21 protein-coding genes are annotated in these 25,297 nt (G+C 66.5%); 14 read left to right on the top strand and 7 right to left on the bottom strand.

Features of this window, described 5'->3' with window-relative positions; translation table 11 throughout:
- Positions 1-237 precede the first annotated feature (237 nt).
- The 11 genes from C4N9_RS11805 (at position 238) to C4N9_RS11755 (ending at position 11,456) form a co-directional block, all read left to right on the top strand.
- Positions 238-552, top strand: coding sequence for a hypothetical protein (locus tag C4N9_RS11805; RefSeq protein ID WP_109533523.1), 315 nt, complete (start codon positions 238-240; stop codon positions 550-552).
- Positions 549-929: a response regulator gene (locus C4N9_RS11800; protein ID WP_109533522.1), complete on the top strand. Its 381-nt coding sequence runs from the start codon at positions 549-551 to the stop codon at positions 927-929. The genes C4N9_RS11805 and C4N9_RS11800 overlap by 4 nt, the downstream gene beginning before the upstream one ends.
- Positions 926-3,076, top strand: coding sequence for a chemotaxis protein CheA (locus C4N9_RS11795; protein ID WP_109533521.1), 2,151 nt, complete (start codon positions 926-928; stop codon positions 3,074-3,076). The genes C4N9_RS11800 and C4N9_RS11795 overlap by 4 nt, the downstream gene beginning before the upstream one ends.
- Before the next feature lies 1 nt (position 3,077).
- Positions 3,078-3,545: a chemotaxis protein CheW gene (locus C4N9_RS11790; protein ID WP_109533520.1), complete on the top strand. Its 468-nt coding sequence runs from the start codon at positions 3,078-3,080 to the stop codon at positions 3,543-3,545.
- Positions 3,542-4,411 (top strand): CheR family methyltransferase, encoded by an 870-nt coding sequence (locus C4N9_RS11785; protein WP_109533519.1) that lies wholly within the window; start codon positions 3,542-3,544, stop codon positions 4,409-4,411. The genes C4N9_RS11790 and C4N9_RS11785 overlap by 4 nt, the downstream gene beginning before the upstream one ends.
- 12 nt (positions 4,412-4,423) lie before the next feature.
- Positions 4,424-4,810, top strand: a complete 387-nt coding sequence (locus tag C4N9_RS11780; protein ID WP_109533518.1) for a response regulator — start codon at positions 4,424-4,426, stop codon at positions 4,808-4,810.
- A 71-nt stretch (positions 4,811-4,881) separates the two neighbouring features.
- Positions 4,882-5,157 (top strand): hypothetical protein, encoded by a 276-nt coding sequence (locus tag C4N9_RS11775; protein WP_109533517.1) that lies wholly within the window; start codon positions 4,882-4,884, stop codon positions 5,155-5,157.
- Positions 5,158-5,238: 81 nt separating this feature from the next.
- The gene (locus tag C4N9_RS21915; RefSeq protein WP_109533516.1) at positions 5,239-7,641 is read left to right on the top strand and encodes a methyl-accepting chemotaxis protein; all 2,403 of its coding nucleotides are present in this window, start codon (positions 5,239-5,241) and stop codon (positions 7,639-7,641) included.
- Positions 7,642-7,751: 110 nt separating this feature from the next.
- On the top strand, positions 7,752-8,654 hold the full coding sequence (locus C4N9_RS11765) for a CheB methylesterase domain-containing protein (RefSeq protein ID WP_168192215.1): 903 nt from the start codon (positions 7,752-7,754) through the stop codon (positions 8,652-8,654).
- Positions 8,651-9,217 carry a chemotaxis protein CheD gene (locus C4N9_RS11760; RefSeq protein WP_109533514.1) on the top strand — a complete coding sequence of 189 codons (567 nt, stop codon included), beginning with the start codon at positions 8,651-8,653 and terminating at the stop codon, positions 9,215-9,217. The genes C4N9_RS11765 and C4N9_RS11760 overlap by 4 nt, the downstream gene beginning before the upstream one ends.
- Positions 9,218-10,256: 1,039 nt before the next feature.
- Positions 10,257-11,456, top strand: coding sequence for an MFS transporter (locus tag C4N9_RS11755; protein WP_168192214.1), 1,200 nt, complete (start codon positions 10,257-10,259; stop codon positions 11,454-11,456).
- Between the two features lie 42 nt (positions 11,457-11,498).
- Here C4N9_RS11755 and C4N9_RS11750 read toward each other — a convergent pair whose 3' ends face one another.
- Complete coding sequence (locus C4N9_RS11750) at positions 11,499-12,827, bottom strand: trypsin-like serine peptidase (RefSeq protein ID WP_109533512.1); 1,329 nt, start codon at positions 12,825-12,827, stop codon at positions 11,499-11,501.
- A 79-nt stretch (positions 12,828-12,906) separates the two neighbouring features.
- On the bottom strand, positions 12,907-14,703 hold the full coding sequence (locus C4N9_RS11745) for a hypothetical protein (RefSeq protein ID WP_146195156.1): 1,797 nt from the start codon (positions 14,701-14,703) through the stop codon (positions 12,907-12,909).
- Positions 14,704-14,940: 237 nt separating this feature from the next.
- On the opposite strand from C4N9_RS11745, the gene metG reads away from it, so the two are divergent.
- Entirely contained in the window at positions 14,941-16,671 is a 1,731-nt protein-coding gene (gene metG / locus C4N9_RS11740; protein ID WP_109533610.1) for a methionine--tRNA ligase, read from the top strand.
- Positions 16,672-16,794: 123 nt separating this feature from the next.
- A complete protein-coding gene (locus C4N9_RS11735) occupies positions 16,795-17,745 on the top strand; it encodes a hypothetical protein (RefSeq protein ID WP_109533510.1) in 951 nt (316 codons plus the stop codon).
- A 199-nt stretch (positions 17,746-17,944) separates the two neighbouring features.
- Here the strand turns inward: C4N9_RS11735 and C4N9_RS11730 are convergent, their stop codons facing one another.
- From C4N9_RS11730 to C4N9_RS11720, 3 genes are read right to left on the bottom strand one after another with little or no spacing between them, the layout of a single operon-like run.
- Positions 17,945-20,446 carry a peptidoglycan -binding protein gene (locus tag C4N9_RS11730; RefSeq protein ID WP_109533509.1) on the bottom strand — a complete coding sequence of 834 codons (2,502 nt, stop codon included), beginning with the start codon at positions 20,444-20,446 and terminating at the stop codon, positions 17,945-17,947.
- Entirely contained in the window at positions 20,446-21,681 is a 1,236-nt protein-coding gene (locus C4N9_RS11725) for a biopolymer transporter ExbB (protein ID WP_109533508.1), read from the bottom strand. The genes C4N9_RS11730 and C4N9_RS11725 overlap by 1 nt, the downstream gene beginning before the upstream one ends.
- A 58-nt stretch (positions 21,682-21,739) precedes the next feature.
- Positions 21,740-22,279 carry a gamma-glutamylcyclotransferase gene (locus tag C4N9_RS11720; protein WP_109533507.1) on the bottom strand — a complete coding sequence of 180 codons (540 nt, stop codon included), beginning with the start codon at positions 22,277-22,279 and terminating at the stop codon, positions 21,740-21,742.
- Between the two features lie 106 nt (positions 22,280-22,385).
- Between C4N9_RS11720 and C4N9_RS11715 the strand changes: the two genes are divergently transcribed.
- Entirely contained in the window at positions 22,386-23,387 is a 1,002-nt protein-coding gene (locus tag C4N9_RS11715; RefSeq protein ID WP_168192213.1) for a DUF2125 domain-containing protein, read from the top strand.
- A 10-nt stretch (positions 23,388-23,397) separates the two neighbouring features.
- On the opposite strand, the gene C4N9_RS11710 is transcribed toward C4N9_RS11715, so the two are convergent.
- Both C4N9_RS11710 and C4N9_RS11705 read right to left on the bottom strand, forming a co-directional pair.
- Entirely contained in the window at positions 23,398-24,144 is a 747-nt protein-coding gene (locus tag C4N9_RS11710) for a VanZ family protein (protein ID WP_109533505.1), read from the bottom strand.
- A gap of 259 nt (positions 24,145-24,403) precedes the next feature.
- Entirely contained in the window at positions 24,404-25,255 is an 852-nt protein-coding gene (locus C4N9_RS11705) for an RNA polymerase factor sigma-32 (protein WP_109533504.1), read from the bottom strand.
- Positions 25,256-25,297: the final 42 nt, after the last annotated feature.

Here is a 25,297-nt window from a genome sequence, read left to right as displayed (position 1 = left end):
CGACAAGGCACTGGTTTTCCTGCACGAATACCAAGGTGCACCCGCCACCCCGACCGCAGGAGACGGGCGTCGACCCGCAGCCGCCTGCCCGCGCTCACGCCCGGGAAGTGCGCGACCTTTCCGGCCCCGGACATCGGGACGAAGGCGCGAAAAAGGATCGTCGGAGAGGAACGCATTCTTAAGGGTTGGCTGCGAAACACGAAGGCCAGGACGTTCCAGCAGCCGAAAGGTGCCACCTTGGCCGATACCGCCCCAGACCACCTCGTTCTCGATCCCGATGCCTGGACCGACGCGCCCCTCGGCGTGATCGAAGCGCTTCGGACCAGCGCCGCCCGAGGGGTCGTGATCGACGCCGCATCGGCGGGACCGATCCCGGCCCAGGTTGCGCAGCTCTTGCTCGCCGCCCGCCGCGCCGCACGCGCCGCGGGCGCCGACCTGCATCTGGGCGCGGCCTCGGACGCCGCCCGTGACAGCCTGATCGCGCTGGGTCTGGCCACGCTGCTCGCGGGCAGCCCGAATGCCGATCCCCTGACCTCGGAGACGCCGACATGACCGAGAAAGCGATTCTCGCCATCGATGATTCCCGCACCATCCGCCAGCTGGTGACGCAAACGCTGGTCGATGCCGGGTTCGACGTGACCACCGCAGTGGATGGCGAAGACGGGGTTTCCACCTTTCAGAACATGCGCTTCGACGCGGTCATCACCGACATCAACATGCCCAAGCTCGACGGTTTCGGCGTGATCGCCGCGATCCGCGGGGGCGATGCGAACCGCCGCGTGCCCATCCTTGTCCTGACAACGGAGAATTCGAACGATTTCAAGGAAAAGGCGCGGAGTCTCGGCGCCACCGGGTGGATCGTCAAACCGTTCGAGGATCGGCAGCTGGTCGATATCCTCAAGCTGGTCACGGGAGCCGACAAGGGATGAGCAACGATTCCCTGCGCGAAACCTTCTTCGCCGAATGCGAAGAGCTGATCGAACACCTGACCGAAGGTCTCGATGCGCTCGCCTCGGGCGCGTGGGACAGCGAAACCATCCATGCGATCTTTCGCGCCGTCCATTCGATCAAGGGCGCGGCGGGGGCCTTCGGCTATGCCGACCTCGTCACCTTCACGCATGCCTACGAAACCGTGCTCGACCTGATCCGCTCGGACGCGCTCGATATCACACCCGACGTGCTGCGCCTGATCACCCGCGCCTCGGACGCGCTGGCGGTTCTGGTCGATACGACAAGGCAGGAAGGCTCGGCCTCGCTCGACCCGGTCCGTGACCTGATCGCCGACTTGGAAGCCACCGCGAAGGCGGTCTCCGCCGATGCGCCGCCCGAACCCGACTTCGTCTTCGCGCCCGTTACCCTTCTGCCGATCGAAGTGCCGGAAAGCGATGACGCCCCGGCGCCGGATACGGGCCTCGTCATCCGCTTCAAGCCGCTGGCTGCCTTCTATGTCAACGGCCACGAGCCGCAGCGTTTCCTCTCGGCGCTCGCCGAACTGGGCGACCTGGCCGTGCGCTGCGAGACAGGCGATGTCCCCCCGCTCGACGCTTTCGACTTCGACGGCGCATATCTGACCTGGCACCTGCGATTGCTCGGCGGCGCCGAGACCGATGCGGTCGGGGACGTCTTCGCCTTCGCCACCGGTTTGTGCGACCTCGACATCCGCGCCCTCTTGCCGGGTGAAGCCGACGCCGACTGGTCCGCAGCCCCGGCCCCCGAAGAGCCCGCCACGGCCTCGGCTCAGGCCCATGCATTTGAACTCCATATTGCCCCAGCGCCCGAAGCCCCGGCTGCGCCCGAAACGGGTGTCGCCCCGTTCCGAGCAACCGACAAGTCTCCTCAAGCGCCGCGCGGCGCCAACAGGGCGGCCAACCCGGTGCAGACAACCCTGCGCGTCGATCCCGAACGCGTCGACCGGCTGATCAACAGCGTGGGCGAGCTGATCATCAATCATGCGGTGATCAGCCAGAAACTCGAAAGCTGCGGCGTCGGCAACGATTCCGAGATCATGGCCGCGCTCGACGACTACCGCTACCTCGCACGCGAAATCCAGGAAGGCGTGATGTCGATCCGCGCACAGCCGGTGAAGACGCTGTTTCAGCGCATGGGCCGTGTCGTGCGCGAAGCGGCGGACGCAACCGGCAAGCCCGTCAATTTCATCAGCGAAGGCGAAACCACCGAGATTGACAAGACGATCCTCGAGCGCCTCGCTGATCCGCTGACGCATATGCTGCGCAATTCCGTCGATCACGGCTTGGAAACGGCCGAAAAACGCCGCGCCGCGGGCAAGCCCGAGATCGGCAAGGTTCGCCTGACCGCCGCGCATCGCTCGGGCAATGTGGTGATCGAAGTTGCCGATGACGGTGCCGGGCTCGACCGCGAACGCATTCTCGCCAAGGCCATGGACAAGGGGCTCGTGCCTCCCGACGCCAAGCTGACCGAGGCCGAAATCGACAACCTGCTCTTCGCGCCGGGGTTCTCGACCGCCGACAGCATCACCAATCTGTCCGGCCGTGGCGTGGGCATGGATGTGGTCAAGACGACTATTGCCTCGCTCGGCGGCAAGGTCGGCATTTCCAGCGTCCATGGCCAGGGTTCGACCTTTACCATTTCGCTGCCGCTGACGCTTGCCGTGCTTGACGGGATGGTGATCGGCGTCGGCGAAGAGACCATGGTTCTCCCCTTGGCCAGCGTGGTCGAGACCGTTCGCCCCAGTCGCTCGGACATTCACGAAATCGGCACGGGCGAACGCGTGCTTTCGGTGCGCGGCGCCTATGTCCCCGTGGTCGATCTCGCGAAGACGTTCGGCATGCATAGTGCCGGCTCGCAAAAGCGCGACCGGTCCTATGTCCTGCTCGACGCGGGCGGGACCAGCATCGCGGTCGCCGTCGATTCGATCCAGGACCAGCGGCAGGTGGTGATCAAGAGCCTCGAAGGCAATTACGGCGCCGTCAACGGCATAGCCGCGGCCACAATCCTCGGCGATGGCAAGATCGCCCTGATCATCGATTCCGAAGCGCTGGTGGAACTGGTCTCGCCCCGCCGCAACAACCGTCCCCTCATCGAACTGGAGGCCTGACATGACCGACGACGACACGACCGACCGCGGCAACATCATCGAATTCGTCTCTCTCTCGGCCGGTGGCCAGGGATTCTGCGTCGAGATCACCTCGATCCGCGAGATCCGGCGCTGGAGCCAGGTCACCGCGCTCCCCTTCTCCGAAGATTCGGTCCTCGGGGTGATGAACCTGCGCGGCGCGGTGATCCCGATCATCGATCTGGCCGGCCGGCTGGGGTTGGGCACGACAGAAATCGGGTCGCGCAACATCGTGGTCGTGGTCGCCATCGGCAGCCGGATCATGGGGCTGCTTGTCGATTCCGTCTCGGAAATCCTGTCTGTGAACAGCGAAACCATCCGTCCCAACCCCACGTTGCGGCGCGACGGCGGCACCTCGCATGTGACCGGGCTATTGCCGGTCGAGGACGTCATGCTGCGGGTGCTCGACCTCTCGGCGCTCTTCGCCAATGACGGAGAGGAAGCCGCATGAGCATCGACGGGCCTCCAATCCTCGATACCGGCGAGGCGCAGCTTTCCGAGGACGATTTCCAGCGTATCGCCCGGATCGCCAAGGCCGGCTGGGGTCTCAATCTTGACCCTGCGAAGAAACCTCTTATCCGCTCGCGACTGGGCCGCCGGCTCAAGGCCGTCGGGCTGACTGACTTCAAGGCCTATTGCGCTGTCATCGAATCCGGCGACACCGTCGAGAGCGAGCATTTCGTTTCAGCGCTGACCACGAATGTCACGCATTTCTACCGCGAAACCCATCATTTTGAGACGATCGAAACGGAATTCGCCGCATCTCTGGCCGCCCGGGCGAAAGCCGGGCACAGAATCCGGATCTGGTCGGCCGGCTGCTCGTCGGGGCAGGAACCCTATTCTCTCGCCGCCTCGCTGCTCGCCGTTCTGCCCGATGCCGCGCGCTATGATGTGAAAATTCTTGCGACGGATATCGATCTCGGAGTGCTCAAGACAGCGCAATCGGGGCTCTACGAGGCGAAGACCGCCGCGTTCCCGACCCCGCAGCTGAAAGCCCGGGTCTTTGACCCGGCGCAGGAGCCTGCCGCGCGCGATATCGCCGTGCGCCCGGAATTGAAGGCACTCATCACCTTTCGCCGCCTCAACCTGGTCCAGCCCTGGCCCTTCGCCGGGCAGTTCCAGATCGTCATGTGCCGGAACGTGGCCATCTATTTCGACAAGGCGACGCAGAAAACCTTGTGGGAGCGGTTTTCGGAGATCCTCGCCCCCGATGGGCTGCTTTTCATCGGGCATTCCGAACGCATCCCCAACCCGCCCGAGCTCGGTCTCAGCCCCATCGGCATCACCTCGTATCGCAAGATCAACGCGAAGAATTGAAACGGATAGACAATGGCTCTGAAAGACGCTCTGAAAGTCATGATCGTTGACGATATGTCGGTAAGTCGGGGCCTGATGACGCAAAGCCTCGAAGAGATCGGCATCAAGAATATCGACTTCCAGACCTCGGGCCCCGAGGCGCTCAACCGCCTGGCGGTGAATCCTGCGCATCTGGTGATCAGCGATTACAACATGCCGGGCATGAGCGGGCTCGATCTGCTTGAAAGGCTGCGCGCCAACAAGATGACCGCGAAGATCGGCTTCATCCTGATCACCGGCTCGCCCAGCCAGGAGATCCTCGAACGCGGGGTGAAACTCGGGCTCAACAACCTGATCAAGAAACCCTTTACCACGCCCAGCCTGAAGGCCTCGATCGAAGCGGTCGTGGGCAAGCTATGAGCCTCTCGGCCCCTCTACCGATCCCCCCCTTGCTCGCCTCGCTCTCCGATGCGCTTGAGGAGATCCGACAGATGCTCCTGCGCTACGAGGCCTCGATGATCGTTGCCCCCACGACGCCCGAAACGCGGCGCGCAGCGCAGGATTTCGACCTCGCCGTGCAGATACTGCAGGACCTCGAACATGTCACGCAGCAGCTGGCAAAGGATCTTCCGCCCGGCCTGATGTCGGAGAATTCCCTGCCCCTTGCCGGGCTCCTGCTCGAGCGGAACCGGCGCCGCTTCATGGCCGCCGTCGAAGGCAGACCACCCCCACAGCCGGGCAACAGCCCGTTGATCGAACTCTTCTAGGACCCGCGAACCGGGACCGCAAAGACACTGTAGTTTCGGCCCCTGCCGCGTGGCGCCGCAGGCCGGACGTAAGGAACGCGCATGTACAGCCTTGTTGCGAATACCAGAATCAGCCTTCGCTTGCCGATCCTCATCGTGATCGCCCTGGTGGTGATGCTCGGCGCCTCGAGCGCGCTTTACTACACGTTGTTCCGGGCCGATATCCAGACCCGCGTCGAGGAGCTGGCGCGCAGTTCTGCGGCGCAGGCGCAGGCCAGTTTCAGCCGGTGGCTGGAGGCAATGCACCGCGCGGCGGCCGATCTTGCACAGGGAACCCTGGCGCCGCCCGCCATGCAGGCTTTCACGCAGGCGGTCACGCTGCAGGCGCCCGGATGGCTGGACGATATCCGCGCCGCCTATGACGGCACGGCAACCGCAAGCATGGCACGTCCGGCCTATGAAGCGGTCCATGAGCAGTTTCATGGTTTTCTGACGCGCCATCGCGATCTTTTCGGCTACCAGGACCTGCTGCTCATCACCCCGTCGGGAGATGTCATCTATTCCATCGAAAAAGGGGACAATTTCGGCGTGTCTCTGGCATCCGACGATTTCGCAGACGCCCCTCTGACCCGCATCTGGCGGGAAGCGATGGCCAGCCCGGCACCCCGCAATATCGGTTCGGATGTGGAAGTCTCCACCACGGGCAGTGCCGAAGCCGCCGTTTTCATCGCCCGCCGCATGGTTGATCGGGACAACCCCGAGGCACCCGCGCTTGGCGTGATCGTCATCCGCCTATCCTTTGCCGCCGCCGAAGCCGCGCTCGGTGCCGCGACGGGGCTGGGCCCCGAGGATATCGTTTACCTGCTGGGCGCGGATGGTCGGCTGCGCAGCACCCTGTCCCTCGACAGCGACCTGGCCTTGCTCGATCCCTTGCCCGACCTCGCGCAGGTCTCGGCTGCCCGCAATGCCGAAACCCGCTTCTTCCCCGACACGCCGGGGCTCGGCGGCGCATCGGTCGATGCCGCCGTTCACAGTTTTGAAGCGCGCGGCTTTCCGATGTCCGTCGTCGTCGAGCTCGACCATGCCGCGCATTACGCCGCGTTGAGCGACTTCGTGCAGCGGGCGGCGATCTTCATCGTGCTCTGTACCGTCGCCTCACTCGGCATCGGCTACCTTGTCGCACGGTCGATCACCCGGCCTCTGAATGCCTTCGCGCAATCCATGACCCGGATCGCCGACGAGGATTTCACAAGCCCTGTCACCGGCACCGAGCGCCACGACGAGATCGGCGGCTTGTCCCGTGCCCTGGCCTCTTTCCGCGATCAGCTTCTGCAGGCGCGAAAATCCCGCGCGGCGCAGGAAGCCGCGCGCGAAGAGCAATCTCAGGTTGTTGCCGCCTTGCGCGGCGGGCTGCGTGAGCTGGCCAGCGGCCGGCTGGATCTGAGGCTCGATCACGCTTTCTCGCAGGATTACGACAGTTTGCGCATCGATTTCAACGCGACGGTCGAAACGATGGAGCGATTGATCCACGCCATTTCCACCAATGCCGCCGAGATCCGGGCGCGCGCGGAAGAGATCAGCGCCTCGTCGGACGACCTCTCGCATCGCACTGAAAGCCAGGCCGCCACGCTTGAAGAAACCGCCGCCGCGCTTGACGAGCTGACGGCGAGTGTCCGCGCCGCCGCCGACAGCGCCTCGGAAGTCGAAGCGGCGGTCGCCGACGCGCGCAAGGAAGCCGAGAAAAGCGGCCTGGTGGTGTCCGAAGCCGTCTCGGCCATGTCGCTGATCCGCAAATCCTCGAGCGAAATCTCGCAGATCATCGGCGTGATCGACGATATCGCCTTTCAGACCAACCTGCTTGCGCTCAATGCCGGGGTCGAGGCCGCGCGCGCCGGCGATGCGGGGCGCGGTTTCGCCGTTGTGGCCTCCGAGGTCCGCGCGCTGGCCCAGCGCACCTCCGATGCGGCCCGTCAGATCAAGACGCTGATCACCGGCAGCACGGAACAGGTCGAGACCGGCGTCAATCTGGTCGGACGGGCGGGCGACACCCTGACCATGATCATCGAGCGCGTCGGTAATATCGACACCCTCATCGGCACCATCGCCACCGGCGCCCGCGAACAGAGCGCCGGCCTGAACGAGATCAATATCGGCGTGTCACAGCTCGATCAGGTCACGCAGCAAAACGCGGCCATGGTTGAAGAGGTCACGGCCGCGTCGACGACCCTGCGCCACGAATCCGAGGCTCTGGATCAGCGCATCGGGCAATTCCGGACCGCCGCGCACGGCCAGATCGCGCCAGATACCGGCCGGTCCGTCGCATCGCGCGACAGCGACGCAGCCGAGTTGCCCGAACCGCTTGAGACGACCGAGTTCGTCTTGCCGGCAGTGCCGGTCGATACAACGGATGCCTGGCGCGCGGAACTCGCAGACAGCGACACCGAGGCCGATACCGACGACATGCTGGGCGTCGCCGCCAATTCCGGCCGCTGGCACGACTTTTAACGATCAGGAGAGGGAGCGGAGGCGCCAAAATGCGGGTAATCCTTGCTGAATCGGACAAGACAACGCTCCGCCACCTTGCGCAACGGCTGTCGGACTTGCGCGGGATCGCCGTGACCGACCTGTGCAGCGATCTCACGCAAACCTTCAACGCGGTCGAACATCGGCCCCCGCAACTTGTCATTCTTTCGGCCTCGCTGGTCGCGCGGCCGGAATTCGAAATGATGGATCTGCTGTTCCGCACCCTGGGCGTCGCCTGGCTGGCATTCCGGGCAAAGGGGCAGTCCACCCATGCCGGGGGCATCGGTGCCGATCGCCTGCTTGATCCCGATCAACCCGACGACGCCATTCTGGCCCGGCTCCACCGGGCGGTGGGCGCGGGAACGCAACCGCCTTCCCGGGCCAGCGCGGGTCTGCTGCGTTCGGTGGGTCACGACGGCGAGTCGCGCCTTATCCTGATCGGCTCCTCGACCGGAGGGATCGACGCGTTGCTTGCGATCCTCGATATGTTCCCCGCGGATTGTCCGCCGACGCTGATCGTGCAGCATACCGGCGCCTCCTACAGCGCCGGGCTTGCACGGCTTCTCGACCGCAACGCCGCGCCCGAAGTGCGCGAGGCCGGCGACGGCGATGTGCCGACGCCCGGCCGGGTGCTGCTGGCACCGGGCGCTGACCATCATCTCGTCCTCGCCCCCCGCGCGCCGCATGCCTGCACGTTGCAATCCGGCGCCCGGATCTCGGGGCACCGCCCGTCGGTCGACGCGCTTTTCCACTCGGCGCTGCCGATGGCCAACCGCGTGACCGCGGCGTTGCTGACCGGAATGGGCCGCGACGGGGCCGAGGGATTACTGGCGCTGCGCCGGGCCGGGGCACGGACCATCGCTCAGGATCGCGAAACCTCGGTCGTGTATGGCATGCCCGGCTACGCGGTGCAGATCGGCGCGGCCGAGCGCGAGCTTCCCCTCTCGGCAATCGGCTCCGCCCTTCTGAATGCCAGGCAAAAGGTAAAAGCGTGAAACAGCAGTTCCAGAATTGGCCAGAAGGGTACCGAACCCGGACCGTCCCCGTCATCCGCGGTGAGTATCTCGTCTCGTCGGATCCCGAACTCGTCCTGTCAACCGTGCTGGGCTCATGCGTGTCGGTCTGTCTTTATGATCCGGCGTGCCGGATAGGCGGCATGAACCATTACCTTCTGGCAGACGCCCGCGACGGCGAGGCCACGAGTTTGAAATACGGCGCCAACGCGATGGAATTGCTGATCAATCACCTCCTCAAGAGCGGGGCGAGCCGCTCGACGCTGCAGGCCAAGGTGTTTGGTGGATCGCGGATGAGCGGACGCTTCGGCGATATCGGCCCCAAGAACGCGGAATTTGCCCTGCGCTATCTGCGCGCCGAAGATTTCCCGGTGCGCGCGCAGGACCTGGGCGGCACGGATGCAAGACGGATCAATTTCCACCCGGTAACCGGCAAAGTCCGCATTATCCATGTCAGCGGTGCGATGGATGCCGCCATCGTCGCGCCACCGCCTCCGCCACCGCCGCCGCGCAGCGCCAAGCCCGATGCGGTGACGCTGTTCTGATGGCGGCGCCGGGAAAGGCGTCGGCAGAAAGAAGAGAAATGAGGCGAAGAAAGCGACTGATAGAGCAACCATACGCCGCCCGGCACAGGCGGGGCGCATGTATGCGGGGAGCGTCGCGCCTGTAACCGCGAGGGCGCGTCGGACGATGTACGCCGAAGCGTTCAGCAGTGTCGCTGAGATGCGGGTCACGCGCCGCCGCTTCAGGAACACTAAGTGCGGGAGAGGCGAGGCTGATGGTTCGAAGCGCCGGAGGTCAGGCAGAAGACCAAATCAGACCACCGCCGTCTCTCACCGGCGGCACAGCGCGCGACACGCAACGCCAGGCGGGGATCGCGTGGCGGATCCGCGTTTCCGCTTGCCGTTCCACAGCTCGGGCGAGCGACCAATGGAGGACAATGAACGCTGGTTTCGGTCACAGGCGCGCGTATCACAGGGCCGGCCTCCCGATGAGCCTGAGAAACCGTGAGACCAAAGGGCAGAACCGGGGGCGAATCCCTGACAAGATTCAGTGTGTCACCGGCCGGGCCGACAATTGCCCGGAACCTGGGTCCTTTGAGGCTGCCAGTCTGAACGATCGCGCTGTGAGGGTCGACATCCTGACGCGCGGGTATGGGCCTGGGGTCGCGCCCCGCGAACCGGACATTGGGCGTTGCGATAGCCAACGGAGACAACGCCGGGCGCGCGCGCTCAGAGGCCGGCACGAACGTGGCAGGTATCATCGACCAAAGAGACCGACGTCGACGGCGAATGACAGCAATCCCCGCCGGCACGCATTCCCCTGCGCACTGATGCGTCGCCGTCGCATGGCCGCGTGCCGAAAGCAGGCCCAAAGCTTGTCCGGATCCCGGGCCGTCCGAGCGCCGCTTTCCGACATTCCCCCTCCCCCCTCCGGCAACGGGACACGTGTCGCCCGGCGCCGGGATCCGGCGCGGTGGCTTATTGCACTTGTGCAGTGTTCTCGGGCATGATCCACGCTTCGGGAACCGGGGACCGCGTGGATTTCAGGCCCCGACCCGCCGTGCCAAGGAAAGGCCCCGAGATGGCGTCAACAGAGCCGAAGGCCCGGCTTCCCCGAAACGTTTACCTGCTGATGCTGTCGCAGGCCTTTGCCGGGGCGCTGCCGCCGATCATGGTGTCGCTGGGCGGGTTGATCGGGGCCATGCTGGCGCCGTCGCCCTACCTGGTCACGCTGCCGGTTTCGATGTTCATGGTGGGCACCTGCATCGCCACGATCCCGGCGGCGCTGCTTTTCGGCCGTTTCGGGCGCCGGCCCGTCTATCTGGGCGGGGCGCTGGTCGCGGTGACGGGCGCGCTGACCTGCGCCTGGGGCGTCTATACCGGATCGTTCCTTCTTTTCTGCCTGGGCGCGCTGCTCTTCGGGCTCAACATCGCCTGCGTGCAGAGTTTCCGCTTCGCCGCGCAGCAAGGCCTGCCCTCGGGCCTGCGCGCGCGGGCGGTGTCGGTGGTGCTGCTGGGCGGGATCGGCTCGGCGGTGATCGGGCCGCAGATCGCCATCCATTCCAACGACATGATCATCGGCGCACCCTATGTCGCGGCGTTCCTGGGGCAGGCGATGCTGGCCGCGCTCACCCTGCCCTTCCTTGCCGGTTTGCGCCTGCCCAGGACCCCCATAGCCCAGCCGGCGACGCCGCTGCCGCGCGGTCGCCATGGCCTTCCCCCGCTGACACGCGCCTATGTCATCGCGGTGATCTGCGGCGCCTTCGCCTATGGCTCGATGACCTTCACCATGACCGCCGCGCCGCTGGCGATGATCGCCTGCGGCTTTTCCGAGGCCGACGCGGCGCTGGGTATCCAGTGGCATATCATCGGCATGTTCGCGCCCAGCTTCGTCACCGGGCGGCTGATCGACCGCTACGGCTATCGCCCGGTCATGATCACGGGGATCGTGCTGGTCGTCGCGGGTGCCGTGCTGGCGCTGTCCGGCGAGGCTCGGGCGAATTTCTGGGGCACGCTGATCCTGCTCGGGGTCGGCTGGAACTTTGCCTATACCGGCTCGACGGTGATGATCGCCCGGGCCTCGGCAGCGGCGGGATCGGTCGCGCTGCAGGGGATGGCGGATTTCATGATCTTCGCCTTCGTCGCCGCGGCCTCGTTGCTGGCGGGCGTGCTGTTCCAGCTGTCAGGCTGGGCGGTGCTCAACATCACTGTGCTGGTGGCGCTGGGACTGATCCTGGGACTGGTCACGCTCGATTCCCGCAGCGCCCGCCGCGCGGCCTGAAAGGCGGCCCCGGCGCGACAGCGGCGCCGGGACTATGGCGCATCAGTCCAGCGCCCCCGCGTCGCGCAGCGCCTGCGCGAAAGACCGCGTATCGACGGCCAGATGCGACGAACTCATCTGCGGGAAGGGCGGCTGAGGGTCGAAGAACTGGCTGTCCACGGCGATGAGCCGCCATTCCCCGTCCGCCATCCGGTGCAAGATCGGCGAGCCGCTGTCCCCGCGCGTCGTGTCGCAGGTATGGATCATCGAGCCATCGCGATAGGCGCGCAGGATCTGGCAATCCATGTGCCCCGAGGGATAGGCCCCGGTATCCCAGCTATAGCCCGCCTGGCTGACCAGATAATCGCCGGCCATGATCTGCTCCAGGTCGCTCTTGTCAAAGACATGCGGGCGGATGAACCCCACCTCCAGCCCCAGATCGCGGTCCAGTTCCAGCAGCGCCCAGTCATTGCCGTTGCCGCCATCGGGCGGCGCGCTGGCGGGGTCGTAATCGGGCGCGATGACGGTGCGCACCACATGCGCGCGGCCCTGATCGTCGTCGCCCGAGGCGCCGGCGCGAAACTCCATCACCTTGCGCACCTGCCCGTCATCGGTTTGCAGGCAATGCGCCGCGGTGGCCAAGAGGCGCGGGCCGATCAGGGTCGCGGTGCATGAGCTTTCATCCATCCGCAACAGCCCCATCGCGCGCCACGGCATCTGCGTGACATCGACCATGATCCGGTCGTCATGGCCGAAGTAATGGTCGCGCATCGTCACCGGGCGGTCGCGGCCGATGCAATCGGCGGTGTCGGTATAGGCGCGGCAGGTCCCCTGCCCCGATCCCGGCTCTTCGCAGACATTGTTGAAGGCGGTGGCGCATTGGTTCGAGCGGTTGCGCATCACCGCGAGTCCCGCGCAATCCGTCGCGTCCGAGCCCGACAGGCAGACGCCGGTGCCGATCCCCGGCTCGTCGCATTCGCCGTCATTGGCCCAGCGGCAGCTGTCATCGCCACCGATCGCCATCGCCCGGCAATCCGACGCATCGGTGCCCGGCGTGCAGGCCCCGGTCCCGCCAAAGCGGATATCGTCGCATTCGCCGTCATTGCCCCAGCGGCAGGTATCGTCGCCCAGCTGTGCGCGGATATCGGCCGGGACGGCATCCATCAGCCGTTGCCAGGCGGCGGCTTCGGTGCGGCAATCATTGGCGTCGGTGCCGCTTTCGCAGGCGCCGGTGCCGCCATAGCGCGCCTCGTCGCATTCGTTGTCATTGGCCCAGCGGCAGGTATTGGCCTGCGCCAGCGCCTGCCCCGGCAACGCGGCAGGGACCGCCAAGGTGATAACCGCGCCCAGCATCAGGCCGAAAGGTGACAGTCGTGAATGTCTTCCCCGCATGGAAACCCCCAAACCGTTAATCAATAAGGTGCCTCAAAAGCGCTGCCCCCGCGCGATTGGCGGGGGCGGTATGTGTCGATCAATGCTCGCGGTCCATGACCCATTGGGGCGAGGCGACCGTGACGCCCATCGTGGCCATCCCCCCGTTTCCGCCATAGGTCCCGGCGAAAATCGCGTAGGGTCCGGGCTGCGGGTTGGGGATCATGACCCCGGGATTGAGCTGTTCGAAATCGTCGTTGCAGTAAAGCTGCCCGTCCGGCCCCACCACCGTCAGCGTGCCGTCGGAATCGCTGACCATGTAGACCATGAGCTGCGGCAGGCCCTCTTCGGCCTCGACCACCAGATCGGGCTGCGTCGGCGTCAGGAAGCCCGCGCAGCCATCGGCCATCCCGAACGAGTCGGTCTGGCTGGGCGCGATGTCGAAGATCACGCGCGGATCGATCAGCGTCTCGGGGCCGTAGGTCAGCGTCGCCACCGAGGGCTCGGCCGCGTAGTTCAGCCAGTCGGGAGCGCTGAAACCGCCGGCGGGCTCGGTGCCCTCCCAGTTCGGCTGGCCCAGCGAGGCATAGAGATTGTACTCGCCCTGCTCGCCCGACATGTAGCTGCCCACGAAGACCGCGTACTCGCCGGCCTGCGCATTGTTGAAGCTGATGCCCGGGTTGAGCTGGAACGAATCGTCGTTGCAGCTCCAGCTGCCGTCGGGCGCGCGGATCGCCAGCGTCAGGTCGGTCTCGGCACGCGCGTAAAGCGACAGAAGCGGCTGGGCGGCGTCCAGCGTGACCACCATGTCGGGCGCCGACAGGTCGGAATAGCCCGCACAGAAGGCCTCGGTCGACAGCCCCTCGAGCGGATCGGTGCCGCCAGACAGCGGTGCCGAGGTCAGGCGCAGCCCGCCCGCGCCCGAGGCCGCGTCGATCGTGGCCCGACCCGCGCGCGGCTCGGCATCGGCGTCGACCTGCGTTTCGACAAAGGCCGGAGCGCCGGCCGACGCGTAGAGGTCATAGCTGTCCCCCCCGCCCGAGGAATAGCCGCCGACGATGATCTGGTAATCGCCCGGTTCGGCATTGGGCAGCGTGATCGCCGGGTTCAGCTGATAGACGTCGTCGTTGCAATGCACGCTTCCCGACGGATCGATCACCGCCATGACCAGATCGCGGGGGGACATGGCGAAGATGCTCAGCGTCTGGCCCGCCTCTTCGACGCTCAGAACCGCGTCGGCGGCATCGAGCCGGCCATAGCCCCAGCAGCTGTCGGGCGACAGCGGGTTGATCGGGGTTTCGGCAAGAAGCGGCGCGCCGGTCAGCAAGGTCTGCCGCCCGCTTTCGCTGCTGGCCTGATAGACGAAGCGGCCGTTGCGCGGCTCGCCCAGACGGCTGACATCGAAGCCGAACAGCTCGATTGCCGACACCGCGCGCTCCGAGGCAAAGAGCCGCGCGTCGACCGTGCCGCCCTCTTCGGTGCCGAGCCACACCATGTAGCGACCCGGCTGAACCTCGCCCAGCGAGTTGCTGACATAGCCCTGATCATCGGCCAGCGCGCAGCGATACAGGCCGTCGGCGGTGCCCACGACCATGCTGGCCAGACCTTCGCCCGCCGCCGAAAAGGCCAGGGTGGTCATCGGGGCCGTGACCTCGAAGGCCACGCCATCGGCCTCGGCCATCACCTGCCCCCGGCAGCCCCGCACGAAGCTTGAAGCCGGTTCCGAGGTCGGGCCCGAGACCCGCAGCCCGATGCGCGAGGGCGCAAAGGAATCGGTCGCCGGACCCACCTCGATCGCCAGCGCACGCTCCTGCGCCAGCGCCGGAAACGCGGCGAGGGGAAGCAGGCAGGCGGCAATCGCCGTGGTCGTCGTCAATCGGGCACGGTGCAATCGCATACTGAAAAATCCTCGTTCGGTCTTTTGTCGTCTCAACCGCGTGGCGGCGCGCAAAGCTTGCCTTGCACGCGACGGGAAGGTCAACAATGTTGCACCCGCCTCACGGCAAGGTGCTTTCGCGTCATTTCCGGGGATGGCAGCGGCGGCGTCGTTGCGGTATTGACGCAACCGAAAGGCCTTAGGCCGCACATGGAACAGCCCCGCAACAGCCCCCGGAACAGCACGGATACCCCCGACATGGCGCGCATTCTGATCACCTCGGCCCTGCCCTATATCAACGGCATCAAGCATCTGGGGAACCTCGTCGGCAGCCAGCTTCCCGCCGATCTGTATGCCCGCTACATGCGCGCGCGCGGCCACGAGGTGATGTTCATCTGCGCCACCGACGAACACGGCACCCCGGCCGAGATCGCGGCGCAGAAAGCCGGCAAGCCGGTCGCCGAATACTGCGCCGAGATGCATGCCGTGCAGGCCGATCTGGCCGCCGGGTTCCGGCTGTCCTTTGACCATTTCGGCCGCTCGTCGTCCCCGCAGAACCACGCGCTGACCCAGCATCTGGCGGGGCGGCTGAACGCGGCCGGGCTGATCTCGGAAGTGTCGGAGAAACAGGTCTATTCCAATGCCGACGGGCGCTTCCTGCCCGACCGCTACATCGAGGGCACCTGCCCCAATTGCGGCTATGACCGCGCGCGCGGCGACCAGTGCGAGAACTGCACCAAGCAGCTCGACCCGACCGACCTGATCGACCCGCGCTCGGCCATCTCGGGCTCGACCGATCTGGAAGTGCGCGAAACCAAGCACCTGTTCCTGCGCCAGCGCGAGATGCGCGACCAGCTGCGCGACTGGATCAAGTCGAAAAAGGACTGGCCGATCCTGACCACCTCGATCGCGCTGAAATGGCTCGACGATGGCGACGGGCTGCAGGACCGGGGCATCACCCGCGACCTGGACTGGGGCATCCCGGTGAAAGACGGCGACAAGGACTGGCCGGGCATGGAAGGCAAGGTCTTCTATGTCTGGTTCGACGCGCCGATCGAATACATCGCCGCCACCGCCGAATGGGCCGAAGCGCAGGGCAAGGGCGACGAGGCGTGGCAGCGCTGGTGGCGCACCGACAAGGGCGCCGACGACGTCCGCTATGTCGAATTCATGGGCAAGGACAACGTCCCGTTCCACACGCTCAGCTTCCCCGCCACCATGATCGGCGCCAATTTCGACGGCACCGAGCCGTGGAAGATGGTCGATTACATCAAGTCGTTCAATTACCTGAACTACGATGGCGGCCAGTTCTCGACCTCACAGGGGCGCGGCGTCTTCATGGATCAGGCGCTGTCGATCCTGCCTGCCGATTACTGGCGCTGGTGGCTTCTGAGCCACGCGCCCGAAAGCTCGGACAGCGAATTCACCTGGGAGAATTTCCAGGCCTCGGTGAACAAGGACCTGGCCGACGTGCTGGGCAACCTCGTCTCCCGCGTGACCAAGTTCTGCCGCTCGAAATTCGGCGAGCAACTGCCCGAGGGCGGCACTTATGGCCCGCGCGAAGAAAAGCTGATCGCCGATCTGAGCGCGCGGCTGAAAGCCTTCGAGACGCAGATGGAAGCGATGGAAGTGCGCAAATCCGCGGCCGAGCTGCGCGGCTTCTGGGTCCTGGGCAACGAATACCTGCAGGAAGCGGCGCCATGGTCGACCTTCAAGACCGACCCCGAGGCAGCGGCGGCGCAGGTGCGGCTGGCGCTGAACCTGATCCGCGTCTACGCGGTCGTCTCGCAGCCCTTCATCCCCGACGCGTCCAGGGCGATCATGGAAGCGCTGGGTTGCGACGACTGGTCCTGGCCCTCGGATATGGGCGCGGCACTGGCCGCCCTGCCCGTCGGCCACGCCTTCACCACGCCCGAGGTGCTGTTCGCCAAGATCAGCGACGAACAGCGCGAGGACTGGCAAAACCGCTTTGCCGGCACGCGGGCCTGACGCCACCAAACAACCCTGCGGGCGCCCCGATGCGCCCGCAAGCTTGACACAGCGCGCGCTTCTGAAGGACGCTGCAAGGGTTCCGCCGCATTTCGGGCGGGCTCTTGCAAAGGTCTTTTCAACATGACGCCCACCGCATTCAGGGCCGCTGCCCTGGCATCTCTCGTTTCCTCGGCCGCGCTTCCCGCCTTCGCTCAGGTCACGCTCACCCCGCTCAGCCTGACCGCGCGCGCCTATACCCATGTCACCAGCTGGCAGGAACGCGGCTTCCGGCCCGCCGGCCTGACCGAAGTGGTCCATATCCCCGGCCATGTCCTGGTGGATATCCGCGCGGTCTTCGACGGCCCCTGGAGCGATGAGGTCGACCAGGTCCGCGCCAATTCCCGCGACATCAAGCTGGTCCTGCCCGACGGGACCGAGCTGGAAGCCGAAGGCAGCTATCAATATTGGGGCCAGTTGCAGATGCATGCGGGCTCGCTCTCAGGCCGGCGCCCGCGCGACTTTCCCGACACCGACCAGGATATCCACTGGAACAGCCTTTTCGTCGTGCCCGAGGGCACCGGCACCGCCACGCTGCTGATCGGCGGCGACGACGTCAGCTTCGAAGGCCCGGTGACGATCCCCAAGACCTCGGATCCCGACGATCCCGCCGCCTTCGCCAGCTTCGACGTGCAATCGGTCGACCGCTACCGCATGGCCGAACTCGAGGACGGATCGGGCGACGACGCGGTCCTGTCGACGATCACCGCGCCGCCCGGCATGGTGCTGGCCGATCTGGAAATCGAGGTGACGGGCACCGGGTCGAACCAGGCCGACGGCGATCCGCGCTTCAACTGGAGCACGTCCAATTTCCGTCTGATCGATGCCGAGGGCCGGAACATGGCGCTGGTGGGCGAGCAATTCATGCGCCGGATCCTGGATTCGCAGTTCAACGGCGTGAATATCGGCGATTCGACCGAGCGCAACGTGATCTGGCTGGTCCCCGAGGGGCTGACGCAGGCGACGCTTCTGTTCGGCGAAACGCCGGTGGCCGAGGTCGATCTGGGCTCGGCTTCGGTCACGGACACGAATTGACGGGACAAGAGAGCGGGATGCGAGGGGGCTGCGCGCCCCCTCGCGCTCCCCGCGCCCAAAGGGGGCACGCCCCCCTTGGGAAACCCCGTGGATATTTTCGGAACAAGGACGACCGGCAACAACGCTGACCGGCGCGCGCCCCTTCATTCTGCCTTAAATACTCAGGCAACGGCGCCGCCCGCATCCCGGCCCGGCGATGTCACCGCTCGGTCAGTTTCAGCTCGATGCGGCGATTGGCGGCGCGGGCTTCGGGGCTGGAACCCGGTTCGACCGGGCGGAATTCGCCGAACCCCGTCGCGGCCAGACGCTCGGGCGGGAAGTCCAGCTCGTCGATCAGGTACAGCACCACCGACAGCGCGCGCGCCTGGCTGAGTTCCCAGTTCGACGCGTATTCACCGCCCGGACGGATCGCCGCGTTGTCGGTATGGCCATCGACGCGCAGAACCCAGTCGATCGTCTCGGGGATCTCGGAGGCGGCGTCGAGCAGAAGCTGTCCGATCCCGGCGATCTGCGCGCGCCCCGCCGCGGACAAATCGGCCGAGCCCGCATCGAACAGGACTTCGGACTGAAAGACGAAACGGTCGCCGACGATCTGCACGCCGTCGCGCCCGCCGAGGATCTCGCGCATCTGGCCGAAGAATTCCGACCGGTAGCGTTCAAGCCGCTCGGCCTCGGCTTCGAGACGGCGGCGCTCGGCCGCTTCCAGCTCGGCGCGGCGGCGTTCCTCGGCGGCAACGCGGGCGAGCGCCGCGTTGAGATCGGTACCCAGGGCTTCGATCTGCGTGCTGGCCTGGGCCTCGCGCGCCTGGCTTTCGCCCAGAAGATCCTGCAGACCGGCCACCTGCCGCTGCAGCCGCGCGACCTGTTCGTTGAGCAAAGCCAGGCGTTGCTGATCCTCGCTCGAGGCCGCCTCGGCCTCGGCCAGCTCCTGCCGCGCCAATTCCAGAAGCGCGGCGCGGGTTTCGGCTTCGGTCACCTCTCGGTCGCGGGCGGCCTCGGCCTCGTCGCGGGCGGCCTGCGCGGCGGCGAGCAGGGTCAGCGTTTCCTCGGCCCGCGCGCGCTGTTCCTCCAGCGCCAGCGTCATCGCCGTCAGTTCCGTATCGGCCTCGGCCAGCCGCGCACGCAGCGCTTCGGCGGCCGCAAGCTGCGCCAGACGCGTACTCTCGCCGTCGCTGAGGGTGGCCTCGGTTTCAGCCAGACGCCGACGAAGGGCTTCGGCGGCGGCGGCTTCGGCCAGGCGCGCGCGCTCGGCCTCGTCGAGCGCCGCCGCCGATTGCGCGGCCTGCGCCGCGGCCTGAGCCTGAGCGATCTCGGCGTCGCTGAGACGCGCCTGCAACTCGGCCATCCGGGCCTGCGTCTCGCTGTCGAGCGTCGCCAGATCGTAAAGGGCCTGCTGGCGGGCGAGGTCGGACTCGCTCAGCTGAGTCTCAAGTTCCGCTATCCGCGCCTGCGTGGTGCTGTCGAGCTGCGCCAGTTCGGCCAGCGCCTGCTGGCGGGCGAGGTCCGTGTCGCTCAGCTGCGTCTCGAGCTCGGCGATCCGGGCCTGCGTGGTGCTGTCGAGCGTCGCCAGTTCGGCCAGCGCTTGCTGGCGGGCGAGGTCGGCTTCGCTTAACTGCGTCTCAAGCTCGGCAATGCGAGCCTGCGTGGTGCTGTCGAGCGTCGCCAGTTCGGCCAGCGCTTGCTGGCGCGCGAGGTCGGCATCGTTCATCCGCGTTTCAAGTTCCGCGATCCGCGCCTGCGTTTCGCTATCGAGCGCGGCGAGGTCCGCCAACGCCTGCTGACGCGCGAGTTCCGCGTCGCTCAGGCTGGATTCCAGTTCGGTGATCCGGGCCGCCTGTTCCTCGCCCTGCCCCTGCAACGCCGTGAGGGCCGCTTCGCGCTCGGCCAGTCGGGCGGCGGCGCTGTCGCGCTCGGCCTGAAGCGCGTCGCGGGCCGCGCGGGTCGTGGCAAGCTGCGTCTCGGTCTCGCTTTGCGTGCGCCGCAGCGAGGCCAGCGCGCCCTCGGCATCGCGCAGACCAGCCAGCGCGGTATCGCGCGCCTCTTCCGTTTCCGTCAGCCGCGCCAGCATCTCGGCCAGCGAGGCCTGCGTTTCCTCGGCCCGCGCGCGCATCGCGGCCAGCGCGGCCTCGACCGCCTCGCGCTCGGCAGCGGCCAGCCGCGCGGCCTCGGTCTGGGCGTCGATCTCGTCGCGCGCCTGCGCCAGCGCCAGATTCAGCGCCTCGCTTTCCGACAGGGCCTCGTCGCGCGCGGCTTCGGTTGCGGCCAGTTGCTGGCCCAGCTCGGCGCGCTCGGCGATGAGGGCGGCGACCTGCGCCTCGAAGCTGGTGATGCGGGTTTCGGCCTCAGTCAGCGCGTCACTGCGGGCCTGAAGGTCGCGGCCCAGAGCGGCGATGGTCGCTTCCTGCTGGCGCGCGGTGCTCTCAAGACTGGCGATATCGGCGTTGAGCCCCTCGACCTGCCCTTCAAGCTGTCCCACGCGGCTGCGCGACAGGCCCAGCGCCTCGGTCAGCGACGAGACCTGCGCCGTCAGGCCCTGAAGTTCAGTATCCTGGGTCGAAATCGTCTCGCGCAGGACGCTCTGGACGATCATGAAGATCGACAGAACGAACATCAGCACCAGAAGCAGCGCCGTCATCGCATCGACGAAGCCCGGCCAGATCGAGGCCGAGAACCGCTGGTTGCCGCGCCGCGACAGGCCCATTACTCGTCATCCCGCGCGGCATAGCCCGACTGGCGGCCCAGCATGCGTACGGCTTGCGTCAGCATCGCCAGATCGCTGCGCAGATCGGCCAGCGCTTCCTGCCGGCCCGCGGACAATTCTTCCAGGATCCGGACCAGCTGAATGTCCATCGACCGCAGCCGCAGCCGCGTTTCGGCCTCGATATGCGGCTCGTCCTCGGTTTCCGGGCGGGCATCGTCCTGCCGCTGCATCAGCGCGATCATCCGGTCCTGCCCGTCGGCCAGCCGTTCCAGCGCGCGGCCCGTCTCGCTGTCGCCGGCATTCAGGCGTTGGGCGATCCGCGTCATCGCCTGTCCCAGCGATTGCAGCGCCTCGTCGAGCCGCTCGCGGCTTTCTTCGGCGCGCTCCTGCACGACGCGCATCGCTTCCATCTGCTCGGTCAGCGAATCCAGCACCTCGGCCACCGCCGACAATCCCGCGCCCCCCTCGCCTTCGCTATCGGTCAGCGCCGTGCCCAGCCGGGTGATCGACGACAGCCATTCCTCAAGCTCGCGGTAGAAGCGGTTCTGCGCCTGACTGGCGAAGAGTTCGAGAATCCCCACCACCAGCGAGCCGGCGAGGCCCAGCAGCGAGGACGAGAACGCCGTACCCATGCCGCTCATCTGCGCTTCGAGCCCGCTCATCAGCCGCCCGAAACCCGACAAAGCCGTTTCGCCCTCTTGCGGGGCGAGCGAGCGGATGGTTTCGACCACCGCCGGAACCGAGGTCGCCAGCCCGTAGAACGTGCCCAGAAGGCCAAGGAAAATCAGAAGGTTGACCAGATAGCGCGTGATGTCGCGCTCTTCCTCGATGCGGGTCCCCACGGATTCGAGGATCGAGCGTGCCGAGGTGGCCGAGATATGGCTCGAGCGGCCATGCGCGCGCAGAAGCGAGGCCAGCGGCGCCAGAAGGCGCGGCGCGATGGTGATCTGGTGGCCCGGCGTCTGGGCCACGAAACCGCCGATCCAGCGCACGGACGAGAAAAGCTGGCTGATCTGCCAGAAGGTCGCCATCACGCCGATCACGAAGACCAGCGCGATGAAGCCGTTCAGCCAGATATTGGCCAGGAAGATCCCCGAGATCCGCGGATAGGCCAGCGCCACGCCCGAGCCGACCAGCGCCAGCGAGATCAGCATCAGCGTGAGCTGTCGCAGCGGGGGCGTGAACTGGACCCGCCCGATCGGCCCGAGCGCCCCTGCTCTCAACTGTCTTGCCATTCGCTGCACCTGCAAAGTTTCGTTAAAACTAGAAGCATCGCAGGGCTTTGCCAACCGTCTACGTCGCCGATTTCAACACCTTGACGCGATCCGACAGCCATTCCAGCTCGTCATCGGGCAGGCCCAGAGCAGCCAGGTGCGCGGCGGTCTGGTACAGATACTCGCAATTGGGTCCCCGCCCGCCGGTCGCCCCGGCGATGCGCTGCGCCTGTTCTTCCAGCGTCAGGTCGCCGCGATACTGCTCGTGGTGGCGGTCGATGACATAGACCACCGCTTCGACCTCGCGCCCGTCGTCCAGCCGCAGCGGGTGGACCTGTTCCAGATAGGCCGCCGAGATCAGTTCACGCGCGCGCAGATATTCCAGCGTCTCGTCGGCGATCTGGGGTGCGATCTCGAAGGCGACCCCGTTGCACGAGGCCCCCTCGGCCGCGTCCAGCGCCAGAACCAGGCCGGGTTTCTCGACCGTGCCGCGATGATGGATCGACAGCATGCAGAACGACCGCCGGAACCCCGGCAGCACCGCCAGTTGCCGCGCGGTCCAGGCGAAACCCGGGTTCCACACCAGCGATCCATAGCCGAAGACCCAAAGCGGACGCATCACTCACCTGCCGATCAGACTTTCGCGACCGCCCGTCGCGGGTCTGGTCGCCTGCCTGCCGGCCATGTACACAGCAGTCAGCGAAAGAACAACACGGGGGCCGGGTATGCGCGTCATGAGAGGGGTGATCGTGCTGGTGGTCCTCGCCACCATCGCATGGTGCGGCTATTGGTTCGTGGGCACGCGGGCGCTCGACCGGGCCATCGCGCAGGGGCTTGAACGCACGCCCGAACTCAGCGCCGAGACCTATCACATCCGGGGCTTTCCCAACCGGTTCGATGTGACCTTCGACGAACCGCGCGTGACGCTCAGCGACGGCGAATGGACCGCGCCTTTCGTTCAGTTCTTCGCGCTCAGCTACAAACCGCACCACCTGCTGGCGGTCTTTCCGCATGATCAGGTCCTGCGGCTGGGCGGGACCGAGATGCTGATCCATTCCGAGGATCTGCGCGCCTCGATGGTGATGGAGCCGGGGCTCGACCTGCCGCTCGACCGCGTGACGCTGGTGGGTGAAGCGGTCGATCTGCAGATCACGCAACCCGCAATCGGCCCCGACAATACCGCGACGTGGCAGCTGGGCGCGCTTCGGCTGGCCAGCCGCCGGATCGACGCGACCACGCATCAGCTGGTGGCGCTGGCCGAAACCGTGTTTCCCGATCCCGCCCAGATGGACCGGCTGGACCCGCAGCGCCTGTGGCCGCGCCGGTTCGACGTTCTGCGGCTCGATGGCGAGGGCCAGACCGATCGCCCGCTCGATCGCCATCTGGTGATGGATGGCGCGCAGGCCCGGCTGACCGATCTGGCCTTTACCGGGCTGCGCGTCGCCTGGCCCGATGTGGATCTGCGGCTTGCAGGCCGGCTGTCCCCGGACGCCGACGGGCGGCTTTCGGGCGAGGTGACGGCCACGGTAACGGGCTGGGAAGAGCTGATCGACATCCTGCGCGCCTCGGGCCTGATCGGTGACGAGGCGGCGGCGATGGCCAATACCACGCTCAGCGCGATGGCGCAGGAAGACGATCTGGAGGTTCCGCTCGCCGTGACCGAGGGCGTCGTGCGGCTGGGCCCCTTCGCGCTGGTCACGCTGCCGCCGCTTGTGCTGTCTCGGTGAAACGGCGCTGTTAGCTGCGGCGCCCCGGCTGCACGATCCGCAGGACCGGTTCGTCCGACGCGTCGCCCGATTGCGTGCTGGGCCGGTCAACCGGACGCGCGCTGCCGCCGGGGGTGTCCTCTACCTCGCCGACGAAAGGAGGCTCGGCAAAGCCCGCCCCCTCTGCCTGCGGCTCGTCCTTCAGCGTCGTGAGTTCCTCGCGCAGGACAACGCGCAATTCGTCCATCAGGTCGCTGCGCATCGCTTCGACCCGCGCGGCTTCGGCCTCTTCGTCGCTGAGATCCTCGTCATCGACCAGTCCGTCGACGGAAAAGAAGCGGTCGCGAATGCGGTCATGCAGGATCTCGGCCAGCGCCGCGCCGGCCAGAACCCCGGTCACGTCGGCGCCGAAATCGAGCCATTCGGCCGAGCGTCCGACGGTCGGCTGGATCAGCTCGATCAGGCCGCCATAGGCGATGCAAAGCGGCACGGCCCAGGGCCATCGGCGCGAATCGGTCAGGATCAGCGGAAAGATCAGCCCGACGAAGGCGATGAAGTGATAGATCTTGTCCAGCCCGTTCGCGAGCGTGGTCTGCGTCGGAATCGGTGTGAGCGTCAGGGCAGCGATCAGCAGGGCCGCGAAGACCGAGACAACCAGCCCGGATACGCGCCAGACCCATGCCTGCCCCATGGCCAGCGTCTGCATCGACGCTCTCGGCCCGCGCTTCGGACCCCGGATCGCCCGCAGACGCTCCTCGATGTCATCGCTTCGGGTCATCGTCCAGGACCGCCCGTTCTTGCGCTGCAATCCGCCCCGCGGATCCGTGTCAAGAAAAACAATGCGTCAAGAAAACGGCCAAAGCAAGGCAAGCGCGCCCGCGCGCTCCGGATCGGCAACGCGACGGGCCGGACTGTGTTGCCATTGCAACGCTCTGAAGATCGCCAAGCAGACAACGATAAGATCCCGGGGCAAGCTTCTGGCGCCAAACGAAGAACGGGGCCCGAAGGCCCCGTCCGATGCGCGCTGCGGCAGCGTCTCAATGCAACGGAGTCTCGTTCGCGGATTGCACGATGGTCGTGAGCCGGCTCAGCGCGCGCTCTTCAAGCTGGCGCACCCGCTCTTTCGAGATCCCCATCAACGCGCCCAGATCGCTCAGCGTCGCGGGCTCTTCGGACAAGTGCCGCGCCGACACGATCCGGCGTTCACGGTCGGGCAATTGCTCGACCGCCGAATACAGGATCTTGCGCCGCTGCGCCCCGTCCAGACGCTCGGCCACGTCCATTTCGGTCGCGGCGTCTTCGTCCTCGATGGTTTCCACCCAGGACCGCCCGTCCTCGTCGGCGCCCTGCGGCGCGTCGAGCGACAGGTCGGGACCGGCCATGCGGCCCATCATCGCCTCGACCTGCTCGGGCGTGACCTGCAATTCACGCGCCACGCGCACCGACAGCGGCTCGTCCGACGCCTCGTCGCCCGCATGTTTCTGCATCGCGCGGCGCAGGTGGAAGAACAGTTTCTTTTGCGTGGCGTTGGTGCCGGTGCGTACCAGCGACCAGTTGCGCATGACGTAATCCTGCATCGAGGCCCGGATCCACCACGCGGCATAGGTCGAGAAGCGCGAGCCGTTCATCGGGTCGAACTTCTCAGCCGCGCGCATCAGGCCCAGATTGCCCTGCTGGATCAGGTCCTCATAGGGCACGTCGTAGCGCTTGAAGCGCCCGGCAAAGGACACGGCAAGGCGCGCATAGGCCTGGATCAGGCGATGCAGGGCGCGCTCGTCCCCGTGATCACGCCACGCGATGGCCAGTTCGGTCTCGGTATCGGCGTCGAGGATCTCCTCGGCCATCGAAGCGCGAACGTAGCGGCGGATATGTGGATCCTGAAAACCCATGACTCAGTCCTTGACAGCAAACGGCGGTGGCAACTTGTTTCG

This window comes from Pararhodobacter marinus (genome assembly GCF_003122215.1).
GTDB lineage: Bacteria > Pseudomonadota > Alphaproteobacteria > Rhodobacterales > Rhodobacteraceae > Pararhodobacter > Pararhodobacter marinus.
Note: the sequence above shows the minus strand (reverse complement) of the source record. Positions and strands in the feature narration are given on the sequence as shown.